The sequence below is a fragment of the Chryseobacterium daecheongense genome, assembly GCF_003729955.1.
Classification (GTDB): Bacteria; Bacteroidota; Bacteroidia; order Flavobacteriales; family Weeksellaceae; genus Chryseobacterium; species Chryseobacterium daecheongense.
Window position 1 is genome coordinate 72,279 of sequence record NZ_RJTX01000001.1, and the last position, 16,626, is coordinate 88,904.

11 protein-coding genes and 2 pseudogenes are annotated in these 16,626 nt (G+C 33.8%); 1 reads left to right on the forward strand and 12 read right to left on the reverse strand.

Annotated features, from left to right (window positions below; genetic code table 11):
* Positions 1 to 10: 10 nt before the first annotated feature.
* The 12 genes and pseudogenes from EGI05_RS00350 to EGI05_RS00405 form a co-directional block, all read right to left on the reverse strand.
* Positions 11 to 754 (reverse strand): hypothetical protein, encoded by a 744-nt coding sequence (locus EGI05_RS00350; RefSeq protein ID WP_123261097.1) that lies wholly within the window; start codon positions 752 to 754, stop codon positions 11 to 13.
* Between the two features lie 206 nt (positions 755 to 960).
* Positions 961 to 1,284 (reverse strand): hypothetical protein, encoded by a 324-nt coding sequence (locus EGI05_RS00355; RefSeq protein WP_123261098.1) that lies wholly within the window; start codon positions 1,282 to 1,284, stop codon positions 961 to 963.
* Between the two features lie 95 nt (positions 1,285 to 1,379).
* Positions 1,380 to 2,303 (reverse strand): annotated as a pseudogene (locus tag EGI05_RS18080) (RHS repeat-associated core domain-containing protein); the annotation flags it as partial.
* Between the two features lie 125 nt (positions 2,304 to 2,428).
* Positions 2,429 to 2,782, reverse strand: a complete 354-nt coding sequence (locus EGI05_RS00365; protein WP_123261099.1) for a hypothetical protein — start codon at positions 2,780 to 2,782, stop codon at positions 2,429 to 2,431.
* A gap of 83 nt (positions 2,783 to 2,865) precedes the next feature.
* On the reverse strand, positions 2,866 to 3,348 hold the full coding sequence (locus tag EGI05_RS00370) for a hypothetical protein (protein WP_123261100.1): 483 nt from the start codon (positions 3,346 to 3,348) through the stop codon (positions 2,866 to 2,868).
* A gap of 6 nt (positions 3,349 to 3,354) precedes the next feature.
* Positions 3,355 to 4,071 carry a hypothetical protein gene (locus tag EGI05_RS00375; RefSeq protein ID WP_185144943.1) on the reverse strand — a complete coding sequence of 239 codons (717 nt, stop codon included), beginning with the start codon at positions 4,069 to 4,071 and terminating at the stop codon, positions 3,355 to 3,357.
* Between the two features lie 163 nt (positions 4,072 to 4,234).
* A complete protein-coding gene (locus tag EGI05_RS00380; RefSeq protein ID WP_123261101.1) occupies positions 4,235 to 4,660 on the reverse strand; it encodes a hypothetical protein in 426 nt (141 codons plus the stop codon).
* A gap of 788 nt (positions 4,661 to 5,448) precedes the next feature.
* Positions 5,449 to 5,892 (reverse strand): annotated as a pseudogene (locus tag EGI05_RS18200) (RHS repeat-associated core domain-containing protein); the annotation flags it as partial.
* A gap of 210 nt (positions 5,893 to 6,102) precedes the next feature.
* Positions 6,103 to 6,585 carry a hypothetical protein gene (locus tag EGI05_RS00390; protein WP_134197396.1) on the reverse strand — a complete coding sequence of 161 codons (483 nt, stop codon included), beginning with the start codon at positions 6,583 to 6,585 and terminating at the stop codon, positions 6,103 to 6,105.
* Between the two features lie 106 nt (positions 6,586 to 6,691).
* The gene (locus EGI05_RS00395) at positions 6,692 to 10,276 is read right to left on the reverse strand and encodes a DUF6443 domain-containing protein (RefSeq protein ID WP_123261104.1); all 3,585 of its coding nucleotides are present in this window, start codon (positions 10,274 to 10,276) and stop codon (positions 6,692 to 6,694) included.
* A gap of 93 nt (positions 10,277 to 10,369) precedes the next feature.
* Complete coding sequence (locus EGI05_RS00400; RefSeq protein WP_134197394.1) at positions 10,370 to 13,291, reverse strand: hypothetical protein; 2,922 nt, start codon at positions 13,289 to 13,291, stop codon at positions 10,370 to 10,372.
* 6 nt (positions 13,292 to 13,297) lie between these two features.
* A complete protein-coding gene (locus EGI05_RS00405) occupies positions 13,298 to 14,851 on the reverse strand; it encodes a T9SS type A sorting domain-containing protein (RefSeq protein WP_228428519.1) in 1,554 nt (517 codons plus the stop codon).
* 267 nt (positions 14,852 to 15,118) lie between these two features.
* On the opposite strand from EGI05_RS00405, the gene EGI05_RS00415 reads away from it, so the two are divergent.
* On the forward strand, positions 15,119 to 16,621 hold the full coding sequence (locus tag EGI05_RS00415; protein WP_123261108.1) for a carbon-nitrogen hydrolase family protein: 1,503 nt from the start codon (positions 15,119 to 15,121) through the stop codon (positions 16,619 to 16,621).
* Positions 16,622 to 16,626: the final 5 nt, after the last annotated feature.

Consider the following 16,626-nt stretch of genomic DNA (forward strand, 5'->3'; position numbering starts at 1 on the left):
TTTTAATTAATTAAAGAGGTTCAACATAAAAGCCGGTTGTGGTAGCTGGTTGCAGATATGTACTATTCATAGGAGGTGCAAATCTATTAAGAATTGCAGCTAAAATTGTTAATCCAGCTGAAATAGGTTTTATACCATACGTATTTGTATTGGTAGAATATGCATCCAACTTATGCTCAAATTTAAAAGATAAATCACTGTTAAAAGGATTACCTACTGTTCTTGTTCCTGCCATTCCTATACCATAATTACCAATAGAAATAGTACCTCCCAAAGAATAGGAGTCTTTTGAAACTTCATGATTAAGTTTCCAAAATTGCCAGTTCAATTGTACGTCAACCAAGCTATTTTGTTCATAAGAAGTAATATTTCTTACATTTTTTACATCTACATTTAATATTCCGGTCTTTCCTGCGGTTGTAGATATTTCATTTTCTGCCCTTATAAAATAATTCTCTGGAACTTTTAGTGTTACCATACCATAAGAGGAAGTACTTGTAATATTATTTTTCCAAAAGCTATCCCACAAACTTACAAACTTCCGGTGTGCTGTCCCTACATCCGTATATCTGGGGCCTTCAGAGCCTCCAGTCCAATTTCCATCTCTATATTGATAACCAGTAAAGCCAATGGAAAATATTTGTCCATCTTTTGCTTCTTTAGGACATTTAGGACAATCAAAAGATCCATTCTCAGCTCCAAATTGTTCAAAATCAAACTGTGAGAAATCAGGAGTGTATGTACTGTTACCCAATGAAAGGTGTTATATTCTTTTTTGTCAGGTGATCTCCAGTTTATATGATGATAATTATTAAAATCCTCCATCTCACTGTGCCAAACACCATTAGAATCATAGAACTATACTATCAGATTTGTAAATTGGGGGATTCAAAGCAAACAAAAGTAGGAATTTCCTACTTTTGTTATGGAACAATATAAATTGTCATTTGATATTTAAAATTATTTTGAAAATCTTTTTTTCATTTCCATTATTTCCCATTTGTTATTTTTATTGTTCCTTTTAAGATAATATAAAATACCTTGGCTTCTATCTGAGGTAGAAAAAACAACAAATCCAAGGTCTTTATTAAGAATGAAATCATAGATTCTAAAAAAGCTATTATCTAAAGGTTGAGTAGTTTGTATATTTAAGGATATAGAATCATTTTGATATTGAATAGGCTTATTTGTTAAAACTTTTTTTTCATCATATATTATTATTTTTTTATTATAATATTCTTCTAAGGAAGATTGAACAATGTTATTTTCAAAAAATTGATTCATAAAATCTTGCTTTCTATGTAGACTTGTAGATTTGCATGATATTATTAATAATAAGATAATTATTATATAACTTAACTTTATTCATAGTTTAAATTTTATTTAGAAAGAATATTTGAAAATGATTTAAAATTCTGTTTAATAAAAGTTTTAAAAATTTCGGATATATTAGGTCCATAATTTCCTATGTATAAACTAGATTGCTCTTTAACATTTGGAAATGTTGATCTCATAGCTCTGTATTCAAAAAATAGTCCTATTTCATTTGAAAAGTCTGCTGCTATTTGTGTATCTTTAAACCTAACAGTACGTTTTGTCCAATCTCCCCAGTGTCCTGTTTCGTGTCCAATTGTCATAATCATCCAAAAAGTATTAGTAACTCCTTCAAGACTATTTGTATTTTTATTAGCTTTCTCATACCAATCTAAAACTTTTTCATCAGCACTGATAGTGTTTATAAGTGATTTATCCTCTAGCCTTGCATAAGGATATTCAGCATCTCCGAATGGTAAACTTCCTCCATCTTTTATGATTGCTCCTTTGCCATACTGAAAAATTTCTTTTAGTTCTTCAATAGAAAAACCACTTACACTACTTAATGCCTCCATGAAGTTTTTGTCATTTGTCATCTTAGGTAGAATATTAGTAACTAAATTGTAAAAAGCTGGGTACTGTTCTTTATAATATTCTTCTGTTCCTTTTGGAAACTTAAAAGAAGGCCCAAATGCTAATAAGGTATTGAATAAATTTTCCATATTTATACTCCCACCTCCATTTCCTGCAGCATCGCCACTTTTCAATGTATAGGCTGTTCCTTTCCAAGATCTATTAAAAAAACTATTAAAATCATCAACTTCCCGAACCCATTTACCATTTTCATCATAAGATCCCATACCATCAGGATCAGTGAAAACAATAGGGTTGTTCATCGCATAATGATAAGGAGACCATCTTCTATAGCTTTCCGCTAAAGGATTAATTATGCCCCATCTTCCTAAGTCTGGCATATAGCATCTCACTCCATAGTCATAGTATTGGAATTACTTTCATCACTAACAATAAAACAGTACCAAATGTATAGATATTTTATAATTAGAGTATTGAATTTTCAATACTCTAATTATTTTTGATCCGATTTTAAATATTACTATTTTTTATATTCTTGAAAATATGTCTTCAACTTCAATTTATTTTTTTTCGTCAAATATTTTTCAATTTCTGTAATATTTCCGATTTCATCATAATATTTATCGAAAATTTGCAATATAATTGCATTACATGTATCAGTTCCTCCATTTTCAATAGCATTATTTATGAAAAACATTATTTTACTCAAATATTTTTCATTATTAATATTATCGATAATAAAGTTCCCTAAATCGCCTAAGATTGGATATATACCATCTTCTTCATCAAAAATGGATACGAACCCTGGAATAAATTCTTTTATTTTTTTTGGTATATCTTTATAATAATTATCTTTAATTTCCTGAAAGTGCATCTTGAATATCTTTTAAAAGTTGTTTAAAGACAACACTAAAAAAAAGAATATTGAAAGCAATATTCTTTTTTTTAATTAATTAATTATTTCCCACAATAAACTGACGAAGATCGTGGTATTTTCTTACCCTTCTCTTTGTATATGTAATTTATTGATGATTCAACATCTTTATTACCCATTTCATAAGCTTTTAACAAGCAATAGGAAGCATACTGACTATTATATGCTAAGGGATCTTCCAATGTAAAATCAAGAATCTCACTAATATTGCTATAAGCTTCTTTTGAATTATTTTTTTCAGCCATTAGAATAGCATAATATAAAAATTCTTTAGCATGGCCACTTGTTACATAATTCTTATAATATTTTTTATATGCAATAGTATCATTATTAAGTATTACCTTATTTAATTCTTCTTGTAATTTATGATCGCTAAGATTAAGATGATTAGTATCAGAAGCTATTTTACTTTGCTCGACACTTGTATTGTTGTCATTATTCTTCACCTCAGTTTTCGTACAGCTAAATAATGCAAACAATGGCATAATAAATAATAAGTTTTTCATTTAAGTTTATTTAAAATTTGGATATTTTTTAAGAAATTGTTGATATGAATAACCGGTTAAGTACTCTCCATTCCTGTAAAATACAATACCTCCTCGACCATCGCCTGTATTTTGAGCTGCATTAATGTTTTTAATACCATTAGAGCCTGGATCATAGGTTACAAAACCTTTAAAAGCAATTACCGTAAGATTAGGATGCGCTTTTGATATTTGTTTCCCAATAGCTTCATTTTGCATAGAACTTTGACCTGATAAGCAAGCAAATAAAATCAAAATTGGATCTTTCATCTTATCCACATTTGCCCAGTTTTTATTTTTAGATTTCATTACAGCATCAAAAGTTTTTGCATCTTTTATTCGATCCTCACCATTAAATAATGTTCCAAAGTTTCCATGTGCATACACTCTGAAAATTCCATCGCCTTTAGTATCTTTAAATAAATTATGCATTTGTTTAAAAACTTGGTGAAATTGTGCTTCATCGTTCTTCCCAAAGAAACTTACAGGTTCCTCATCATTTTCAATTCCAAACCTCGAAAAATCAAACTGTTCAAAATTTGGCTGATAATTTTCACCAGAGTTTGGAAAAAGGGCGTCCATCAAATCACCTATTGTTATTCCACCGCCACCATCACCTAATGATTCATCTCTCTTAATTGCTAAATCTTGTTGGTGATATTCACTTTCCCAGATGATGGAAATTATTAAAATTTTCCATCTCACTATTCCAAATCCTCTTTCAGATTTCAGTGAATTCTAATCATAAATAAAAAGAGTAGAAGTTATCTACCCTTTCTTAATCTTATTTTTTATTTTTTTAAATTTAATGTACAATCTGTTTTTATTACTCTAGAATATATTGAATTGTTATTGAATGGATTTTTAATTATTTAACAAACTCATATTTCTTCATTTCATCTGGATCACCATCCCAAACATATAAACTCCATGGGGGATTATTGCCGTGAATACCTTGTCCCGAAATAAAAAAAGTAATACTTCCAGTTGTTTGATTTTCAGGTATTTCATAGATAATTTTAACACCTTCATTTATCCCATCAATAATTCCACTCTCAGAGTTTACCATATTCCAAGTACCGTTAGTATTCAATTTTTTATTATTGTTTTCAGGAAAACTACTGAAAATATAATGATTGATATTTTGTAACGTACATGTACCATTTTCATTTAATGTTATTACAGCACCGTCATCTGATTTCCATTTGCCTATAAAATGCTCTTTTTCAATCTTTGGCTTACTACAGTTCATTAGTGAAAATATTACTATTAATAAAAAAACTATTCTTACCATTGTTTCATTTTTAAAATTTCTGTCCAAATTAATGTTTGTGTTGTTTTTGATCCCCAACCACTTTTAAATTTTTCATTTATATATTTCCCAGCTGTATTTTGCCACGCAGGTAAATAACCTAAAACAGGAGGCCTGGAAGCAGATTGCATTGTAGAAGAATTTTCTACAGAAAAACGAACAGTTACTGTATGATTCCTATAATTAGGTATAGCTGTCCAGTTTAATGTATATGATCCAAGAAAAGTCACAGCCAAGTTCCCTGTTAATCCTCCCGTTAATAAGGTTGAATAATCTTTTAAATATAATCCAACTCCTTTTACTCCTCCTAATTGATATGAATTTTTACCAGAAAGTTCTTGACCATGTAATACATTATACAATATTATCTGTCTTGTATTTTCTACATGAGAATGTTTTCGTAACATTTCTGTCATTAAATCTCCGTTTGTAAAATTTCTGTGTCGTGGACCTGTCCCTGTAAGCCATTCAACACCTAATTCAAATGGGGTGATTTCTTTATTTGATTTAGGTTTTGGATCATCTGGGCAACAATCGTCAGCTCCAAATTGTCCAAAATCAAACTGTTCAAAATTTGGTTGATAATTTTCACCAGAGTTTGGAAAAAGGGCGTCCATCAAATCACCTATTGTTATTCCACCGCCACCATTGCCTAATGATTCATCTCTCTTAATTGCTAAATCTTGTTGGCGATATTCACTTCCCAGATGATGAAAATTATTAAAGTCTTCCATCTCACTATGCCAAACACCTTCCGAATCATAAGACCCCATTCCGTCCGGGTCAGTAAGATTTATTGGATTGTCCATCGCATAATGATAAGGCGACCATCTTCTGTAGCTTTCTGCTAAAGGATCTATTACACCCCATCTTCCCAAATCCGACATATACATTCTGGCTCCGAAGTCATACATCCCACTTTCCTGAAGCTCCTTACCATTAAATTTGTATTGGTAAGCATTCTGGGTAGTGGCTGTATAATTATGCAGCATACCGAAAGGGTAGTAGTCATTATTTTCTACAATTTCTCCGGGTTGCCAAACTGTTGTACATAAAAACTTACCTGAACATTGGATAAATTCATATTGTCTTGGTTGGATAACTCCATCTTTGCTGATGTCTGTATAACTTAACCTTACATTACCTAAATGATCTGTAAAATTATATACATACTGATTGAGTAAAGCATCATAATATCCTTCAGGCGTAGGAATGATCCAGTAGAATTGAGCTCTGTTATAATACCTCCAGAAGGAGTGGTTTGGGATGTTTTTTTTATATCTTAAAGAACTTACCTTCTTCCAAAAATTACCAATGAAATTAAAGTATTGATTTCAATACTCTAATTTTTTGTTCTATTGAAGTGTAAACTTTTGTCCTAAAAAAGTAGCGATACCAGTATTGAAAAAGTCAACTTTTAATGTTTATTTTTCAATACAATATAATTCTTTTATGATATATTTTCCATTAACTTTTGCAACTACATGATAGTTATTTGATTCAACATTCTTATTTACAATTTCTGTAACATTATTCTTAGTGTTTTTCATTATGTAATTCTCAATAGCAATAATATCATTCTTTTTTTCTGATAGAAAATCATCATTAGGATTAATATTTTTATAAGATTCTTTAACCGTTTTATTTTCTGCATTTTTTCTAATAATAAATAACTCTTCGTTATCCTTTATTTTCAATATTGAAATTGTAGATGATGGAATAGTTAAATTACTTGTAATTGTATTAATTATTACAAAATCACCTTTAATTTTTGAAGATTCAATTAAGTCTATTGTTCCTTCTTTCATCATAATATATGTCATCCCAGGAACTTTGCAGTCTTCCTTTAATTTATTAGAACTTGATGGGTCTCGTTTTATAGAATATATGGTGAAATCACTCTTCATACAGTTGTCGAAAGTTTGTTGTTCCAATCCGATGAAATATTTTTGCACCAAATGCCTTTGAGTGCTACATCCAATAAATAAGAATATAAAAACAAATATAAAAAGGCTACTTCTTTTTAACATTTTGATAATAATTAAATCTATTTGTTAAACAATTAGTTACAAAGATATTATAAAAAGAATGATATGCATCAAATTTTTCCCCTAATGTTATAGCATCAAGTCTTTTACCTTTTGAGTTATAAAATACACTGTTTCCTACAGTATCTATTAATACTGTTTCACCATCAATCTTTTTTATACCATTTTGAATAAATGTTCTATAAGAAATCCTTAAGGGTAGAGAATTTTCTCCTCTTAGTTGATTTTCAATATGAGATGCATACACCTCTGACCAACTTACGTCGTCATCTTTAGTTTTTGTTTTTCCACCAACCCAGAGTCCAAGAGCATCGATATTTTTCTCGGGATCCATACCATGTGCCATTTCATGTCCTAATTTTATAAAAAATGGAGAGTCGGAAAATTTACCATCACTTGTAGGATACGATGATGATAAATCTGGGTTTATATAAGCTACTCCGTTTAGATAGTTGTTTATGCCTGTTGTTATTTGTATATTAATATTATTTTTGCTATTATCAAAAAATGATATCATACCTTTTCCAACATCTCCTCCTGCCTCTAATTTTATAAGTCCCTCCATAATTTTTCTAACGTTAGTGGATAGCTTTTCTTTATCTTTTCCATCAATTGTAACCCACTCTCCCCCCACTTCATGTTGTATATGACCAGAAGTATAACGATATTGATTTTCTCCATCAGTAATACTAATCCATAAACCATCAGGATCAATGAATAGAATAGGATTATTGATTGCATAATTGTATGGAGAAAAGTTATGTCCTTTTTCACTTAAAGGATCTATTTGAGTCCATCGCCCTAAATCAGGCATATATTGACGCCAACCATAATCATACATACCTGTCTCCTGTAATTCTTTTCCATTGTACTTATACTGATAAGAATTTTGTGTAGTGGCTGTATAATTATGCAGCATACCGAAAGGGTAGTAGTCATTATTTTCTACAATTTCTCCGGGTTGCCAAACTGTTGTACATAAAAACTTACCTGAACATTGGATAAATTCATATTGTCTTGGTTGGATAACTCCATCTTTGCTGATGTCTGTATAACTTAACCTTACATTACCTAAATGATCTGTAAAATTATATACATACTGATTGAGTAAAGCATCATAATATCCTTCCGAAGTAGGGATGATTCTCAGTTTCAGTTCAGGAACCTCATTAGGATCAGGATGGAACGTTCCCTGACCATTCCATGATTCTATTAAAAATGTAGACTTGTATTGGAAACCATCCAGATAATCGGTTTCTAAATCTCCAAAGAGCTTCTTCACTTTCACTCCATCAGCTCGGTAAGTGTAATTGGTTACCTTAGAGTTTTGGGTGATCTGGCTCGGTAAATTTAAATAATTATATTGGATGGAGGAAATCCCTTTATCCAAATGCGTCATCATATTTCCGTTGGTATCGTACGTAATAGTGTTCGGGGTGGTTATATAAGGATAACCGGAAGGGTTTTGCTGTTCATCGGTTACTTTTGTCAGCTTATTCCCGTTATACTCATATTTCAGGTTATCAATCATGGTGGCAAAAGTGTTTCCAGCTGATACACCTTCCGATCTTTTTAATCTGGAGATGCTTCCGTCGATATCATAATCAATCTTTTCAAAAAATTCTTTGGCAGATTCACTTCCTGCTTTTTGATAGAATCCTGCACTTAATCTGTCTAAATTATCATACACATATCCGTATCTTTTGAGTGGTTCATTTTCCTGCGTAAGGGTCTTCCATGAAACTTCGGCAATATTGCCGTTGTATCTGGCTTTCACTTTCAGATCGGTAAAATCGGAATTAGGGGTTTCCATACCTTCTACCTGGTTATAATTGATCTTATATCCGAATAAATCACTTCCTAAATTGTCAGGATCATTGATCTTTGTGAGTTTACCATGGATATTATATGTATAGTTCACAGTCTGCAATGGAGAAGCAATGGTATTTCCTACCTTTTTCACTTCCAGCTGTCCAAGATCGTTGTACACATTTTGGCTTAATACTTCTACGGGGTTGCTATCGATCTGGTGTTTATGGGTTAATAGCCTGTTCTGGCTATCATACTCAAATGTTTCTGTAATGATTTTTTCCGTATCGGTACTTAATCTTTTATGATACGTTTTGGTTTGCAATACTGCTCCTGCGAAATCAAGGTCTGTTTCCGTTTTGGTGTAACCTCCTAAATGATTGATAGAATGGGTACCTATTGCCCTTCCATCTGTATCGTACCAGATATGAGATTGGCTCCAGTTATCATCTTCAATATTTTTGACATAGGAAGAAGTAGGCATTCCTTTAATACTTCTGTAAGAAACAATCCCATTGGAAGAATATTGAGTAGGAGTAGCGCTTAAAGTAGTCTTTCCTAAAATGGTTGAAGGCCTTGCAGGAGCTCCGGATGGATAATCATCATAATAATTAACAGATAATAGGGTTATGATCTCATTAAACAAAATATTGGTGTAATACACCTGCATTCCGTTTTTTGTAAATCCTGTTGCATCTCTTGAATCTATAACAACATAATCATCGGCAACATCCTGTAAGGACGCTCTGGGCGCTGCCAAAATAAATCCTGTATAGATTACCCTCCCAAACTGATCATATTTGGTAAAAAGCCATTTCCCAGAAGAGCGCATTACGGCATCCTGAGTGAAGATCAATCTGTTAGCCTTATCGTATACCATATGTTCCCATCCTTTTCCGGGAATATATTTTTCCACCAGTCTGTTTTTGTTATCGTATTTATATTGATAACAAAAATCATTTAAAACAGTCTGTGTAACCACATTTCCGTTTTGGGAGATTTGTACGTCAGCTTTTGGAGTGATCACATAAGCAAGCTGATCGTAAACATTGTAAATATAATAAGTGTCTACAGGAGTAGAACCATCCATTTTTCTGGCAAGAACGGTTTGCCCCTGGGAATTTTTAAATGCAATACTTTTATTGCCATCTTCATCAATGGTAATGTTTTTCATTAATTGACTTTCAGCATACCATTCCACGGTTGGAACCGAAGGTGATAATGTGGCATCTGCCCAGGAAGAGGTAATTACATATTTTTTTACCTGATCTGCTGAAACATTGGTCTCATACTGTGATTGAATAGTATGTCCGGATCCTTTCTTCCATGCATCTCCGGGAGCGGCAACCTCCAAAACTTTTCCAAGAGGAGAGTTATCAAAAACCTTTTCCGAAAAGGCATTGGCAACACCATAATAGGAGTTGATATCGGCTTCGGATACAGGTTGTATTCCTGAATTGGCTGTGGTTATGGGTAATGGCAGGAAATCTTTTGGCTGTCTTCCCAGCTCATCATAGAACACGGGAACCACCAGATCTTTTCCTGATGGGGTAGATTTTACTGAAACAGTTTGTTTCAGTCTTCCCAGTCCGTCAAAATACTGTACAGCTTCGGATTTTTTGCTTCCGTCCTCAGACAGATAGGTTTTAGAGTAAATATAATTCTGCGAGGCAGTAGGGGTTTGTGCATAGAATAATCCGGCTACAAACACTATGTGGAATATAAATAATATTTTTTTCATTTCTTTAGAGATTAGAAGTTCGAGCTATATGTTGGGTATAATCAAGGTGAACAGTCAATTATCACTCATTACCCATTACTTATTACTCATTAATTACTGTTTGTAGTTATATTGGTATTCTTTTAATACTTTTCCGTTCACGTCTTTTACTTTCTCCAGTCTTCCGAAACTGTCATAGAGGTAAATTTCTCTTATCCCGTTTGGAGGCAGAACATTTGTAACGCCTATTAAAGGATTATAGGTGTATGCTGTAATCTGAAAGGCAGATAATGCACTATTAGTTTTGAAGCTTTCCAGTTGGGTCAGCAAGGTATCTTCTTTAGCCTGCGCATTGGACGGAGTGGCATTCGCATCTTCATCAGAAGCATTCACAATAGCATCAATCAGATTCTGAGGAATATCAGAAACCGTAGCGCCATCGATTTTAGCGATCGGCATCGTTTTATTATATCCCCAGATTATAGTTGTAGGTGTTCCTTGACCTGTCGGCGAGTCCGGTGTTGTAGAATATTGAATTACCTGCCCTTTCTCATTATAGGCATCATATCGGATTCCTGTATAGCTGTTCGCTAAATTATCAGGGGTATATACGAGTACTGAAGTAGGATAAAGCTGGGTTCCGTTATCAAATTTGATTTCACTCTTAGCCGTAATAATTCCGTTTTTCTTTACCTGTGTTTCTAACGGTGTGCCCAATATATTGGCATTGATAAGAGCTGTATGGTTTTTATCTTTTGCGTATTTATAGGTTGTTTCCTGTGTGCTTCCGTCAGAATGAGTTGCCTTTTCTGTTACCAAATTAAAGTCATCAGCAGATCTAATGGTTTCTGAGCTGGTGGTCACGGCTCTCGCATTTTGGTCAAATACTTTGGAGGTAGCTCTTTGTTCTTTGATCCATGCTGTTTTCGTTTCATAATCACCATCTGCAAGAGGAACGTAATTGGGTACATTCATCTCAGCAATTGTATAATCATAGTTTTCAGAAGTTAGTAATTGATTTCCGGCATTATATACCTCTTGTTTATCAATCAACCCATCTTTAGTAATATTTATATTCGGCCAATATCTGTAAGGTGACCCGGTCTGTGCCGGGTAAGCGGAAGGAGCTTTATAATAATATTTGGTATAACCTCCGGTGTCTCCATTCAATACCTTTACATTTTTATAGACTATAGACTGAATTGGATACCCCATATTCATTCCTTCCTCTATACTCTCTCCACTCGAGGAATTGGCATCATCAAACTTATCGTAAGCAAATTTTTCAAATTTTGCTGGAGTTTGGGAACTGAAGTTCTCAAAATACTTGATACTTTCTATTCTTACACCCAGATCTCTCTCAACAATTGCATTTTTATAAGGAGCATCTTTAATGGCCATTTCATAAACTTCTATATGTCCTTTACCACCTGTTGGGCTTTGTATTTTAATGGTGTGGGTTCCTGGCGCTAACATAAATTTTGTAGATGATACTATTGGCGGAGGTGTTGAACATAAAACATTTGTATGGCCATCATTATAGTTAGCATCAAGAATAGTATAAGTAAGAGAAGGTTGAGAACCATCACCCGGATCAATTAACGGCGGATAAGGATAAATCTCGTTCACAACATATTTTACATACACAGCTTTATTAGCCATTGGAGTACTAGTCACTGTAAAGTTATAAGTTGTTGAGAGATTGGTATCAAAATCTGTAGTGTAAATCGGTTTCAGGTATTGAAACTGCGGGTTTCCAAAGTATACCATATTATCATTAAAATCCGCCATGTATTGCGTGAAATTTTCATGGGCATATTCATTGGCTTCAAAGTTATATTCTACCATTCCACCAGTAGGGAGCTTTACTTTTTTTAAAGAGCCTAGAGGAAAATATTTAGGGTTTTCAATCTCATTGGTTTCCGGATTATGAGAAATATAATCGCATAGGAAGTAATCTTTAAATTGCCCAGGAATCGGACCATATTCTTTAGGATTTCCTGAAACGTTGTATTCAAATTCGGTAGTCTCACTTTTGGCAAGGTCTGCACTGTATTTTTTGATTTTCCATAGTGTTCTCTTCCAGATGGATTCCTTATAATCGTAAGGGTTTGTAAAACTGGATGAATTGTATATAAATTCTAATTTTGAAATAACGCTTCCTGCATTGTTTTTCAGAACAATAGAGTTCACCTGATACGGGTCGTTCATCGAATTTTTAAGAGATTCGGTGTAGGTATAATCCAATTCTATAGAACCATTATCTTTTGACCAAATCTTTTTTAGTTTACAGTTCTGATACGGAGTAAGCGGATCTGCCATCGGATAATAAACATCCACTTGGTAATCCATGGACACCAACTCCTGCATCTTGTAATCATAGATTTTAGTCAGGAAAAATGCACTTTTATAATCATTAATCTGTGACCCATTCTTATATTCAGAAATTGAATTTTTATCAAAAACATAGATGTATCCCTTATCATCTGTTATTTTGAAACTATTAAATATTAAAGTAGCGGTATTATTGTTTCTTACATATTCAATCTTAAGATTAGAAGGGGTGAGTTTAATAAGTTGAAAAGTATTGTTAGTAAGATCTCTTATGATTCTGAATTTTCCACTATATCCTCCTATATTGTAATAGTAGATATCATTAAATTCATTTTTGATATAATTACCACTTGAAGCATCATCATATTTTTCATCCAATTCTTGAACGATCTCTCTGGAAATTACTCCATTGATACCCAATAAGCTCCATCCTAATCCTACTTCACTTGCCTTTTCACTACTTAATAGATTTTTGGGATGGTAACTAATTGTCATTCCGGCAGTAATTTCTTTACTGTTGGTTGGTAATGAAACCAATGGAAATGAAATATCCGGAACTCCTGTAGCAAAAGAAACAGGGGAGTTAGTGTATGTAGATAATGAAGAGACAGAAGCTACAGGTTTGGAAAAACCTGTTTCAAAATCCTGCCCCATGTACACATTTGCAATGGCAATGGATAGTGTTAATAATATTTTCTTCATCTTAGTTTATTTCTTAATGATTTTAGCACTTGCGTTTTTGTTTGTATCTGTTTTAATGGTGACAAGGTAAGCTCCTTGAATTAGAGGCTGGGTATTGATCTTGGTTACCTTATTCTTTGTCTTGGTTTGCTGTAATAATTTCCCACTCATATCATACAATAAGATATCCGCTTCCTTAAACTCATAGCCAATCTCTACATACGTGTAATCTGATACAGGGTTTGGATAGACTCTGATATCCTGCTTCTCGATCAACTGATCAATCTGTCCGTCTCCCAGCTTGACAATCTTCCAGTTTTCTTTTCCTAATTCCTCTGCACTGGTTCCTGCCAGTATAATGGAACCGTCTCTGTTAAGCTTAATATCTGATAACCTTTCTTCCTTCTTTCTGGATTCTCCTTTCACATGCTTTCTCCACTGTTCTTTCCCTTCCTGGTCCAGATACAGCATCCAGAACGTCTCATCATCATTCTCTATTCTTCCTTCTGCCTGAGTATAACCTCCTAATAATATTCCTTTGGTTGCATTTTCATTAGACTTCCCGCTTCCTGCTTCCATCATCCCACCTATCACACTCATTCCCATCAAGACGTCCCTGTTCTTAAAGTTGTAGGATTTCTGCCATAACTCTTCTCCTCTTTCATTTAAGGAAATCAGCCATAAGTCAGTTCCTTCTTCTATTCCTGTGGTTTTGTTTCCTGATCTTTCTGATCTTGATTCTCCACCGATTACATATCCTGTGGAAGTTAAAGCAAGGGTTCTTATATGGTCATCTGCTTTCCCTCCATAGTTCTTTTCCCATTCCACTTTTCCATCTTTACTCAGCTTGATGATCCAGTAATCGCCTTCACCATAGTTCTCTGTTTTCTTTGAACCTCCAATTGTACTTCTTGAATAGATCCCTAGCAAAACACCTCCATCTTTGGTAGGAATCATTTTCTCCACTTCATCGAGTCCTTTTCCTCCTAAGATGAGTTCTGAAGTCTGTTTTCCTGTTTTATCCAATCTGATAATCCAAATGTCTTTAGAACCAAATCCTTGGGCTGAGTTCTGAACATTTCCTGCTACAAAGTAGCCTAGGTCTGTAGTTTGAATCACCGCTCTGGCTTCTTCATCGGAGGCAGTTCCTAAAGTTTTCTGCCACTGTTCTTCTCCAAATTCATTGATTTTGATGAGCCACAGATCAGATCCTCCTTTAGATTCTTCCTTTTTATCCACTGCTTTTCCTGAATAGGAAGTTCCAGCCAGAAGAAAACCTCCTTCCTGGGTATTCACCGCAGCGGAAAGGAAATCATGATTCTGTCCTGAAAAGTATTTTTCCCAGACTTCTTCACCTTGTTGGTTGAGTTTAACCAAATGGAAATCGTAACCGTTATTCTGCTTACCGCCTTCTGCCTGAAGCTTAGAGCTTTGAATACTGCTTCCAGAGATAAGATACTGTCCGTCAATGGTAGTGGTTACCTGTGAAAGGAAATCCTGGGTCGAGGATTTGATGTCTTTCTGCCATAGAACCTGCTGCGAATACAAGCTGGCAACTGTGCACAGTGTGAGTACACTCATGGATAGTTTTTTCATCCTTATGTTATTATCTTAGAGTTATTATAAATATTCAAAAAATCGGACAAATTTAATATTTTTTAACAAATTTTAAAAGAAAATTTAATGCATCTGTTTTTAATTGAATAATGCGAAAATATACTTTCAATACGACAGAATATGTCGTGTTATTTATAAAACCTAAAGAAATTGCTTGTTTTGACCCAAGCAGTTTGTCAAGCCGTTGAAATTTTAAAATGATTTCCCTATTTTTATTCAAAACTTACATCAATGCAAATAGAAACAAGAAAACTGAGTATTGAAGATTATGACGGCCTGGTTGAAACCATGCGTAGGGCTTATCCTCAGATGTCTGAATATGTATGGTCGAAAAAAAGTATCAGTAAGCTTGTCAAAATATTTCCTGAAGGTCAGATATGTATCACAGTAGATGGAAAGCTGGCGGCGGTGGCACTTTCCATTATTGTCAACTATGAAGAATTTGGTGATGATCATACATACAGTGATATCACCGGGAACTATTCCTTCAATACCCATACCTCTGTAGGAAATGTTTTATATGGAATAGAAGTATTTGTAGACCCGGAATATAGAGAACTGCGATTGGGTAGAAGACTCTATGATGCCAGGAAAGAGCTGTGTGAATTGCTCAATCTCAAGTCCATTATTTTAGGAGGAAGAATCCCGAATTATCATAAATACAGCAAAGAAGTTTCCCCAAGAGAATATATCCGGAAGGTAAGGGATAAAGAAATTTATGATCCCGTGTTATCATTCCAGCTTTCCAATAATTTTTTACCGATCAAAATTCTTAAGAAATACCTTCCTGAAGATGAATCTTCAAAAGAAAATGCTGTTTTACTACAGTGGAACAATATTTATTACAGCAAAAAGCCTAATACGATGCAGGATAGCATCATCCGTTTAGGATTGGTGCAATGGCAAATGAGACAATTTAAAGACATCAATGCTTTCTATGAACAGGTAGAATTTTTTGTAAATGTGATGGGGGATTATAAATCGGATTTTGTACTCTTTCCGGAACTTTTTAACACCCCTTTACTGGCTCCTTTCAATAAGCTTTCGGAAAGAGACAGCATGATAGAGCTTGCCAAAATAACAGAACAGATTAAAGAAAGGATTTCAGAATTAGCGATCAGTTATAACGTGAATATTATTTCCGGAAGCATGCCGGTTTTTGAAAATAATGATCTGTATAATGTAAGCTATCTGCTTCACCGGGACGGAAGAATAGATGAGTACCGTAAAATTCACATCACTCCAAATGAAAGAAAATACTATGGAATGAAAGGGGGAAATGAAATAAAAGTCTTTGATACAGATTGCGGAAAAATCGGACTTGTGATTTGTTATGATGTGGAATTCCCGGAACTTCCAAGAATTTTGGCAGATCAGGGAATGAAAATATTATTTGTCCCATATCTTACCGATACACAGAATGCCTATATGAGAGTACGACATTGCGCAGCGGCCAGAGCCATAGAAAATGAATGTTATGTAGCCATTGCCGGATGTGTGGGAAATTTGCCGGGTGTCAACAATATGGATATCCAGTTTGGGCAGGCTGCAGTATTTACTCCTTCCGATTTTGCTTTTCCCTCCAATGCCGTAAAAGGAGAAGCAACTCCCAATACGGAAATGACTTTAATTGTGGATGTGGATTTAAATTTATTAAAAGATTTGCACTATAATGGTTCCGTACAGGTTCTTAAGGACAGAAGGAGAGATCTTTATGACACTTACCTCAAATAATCCGA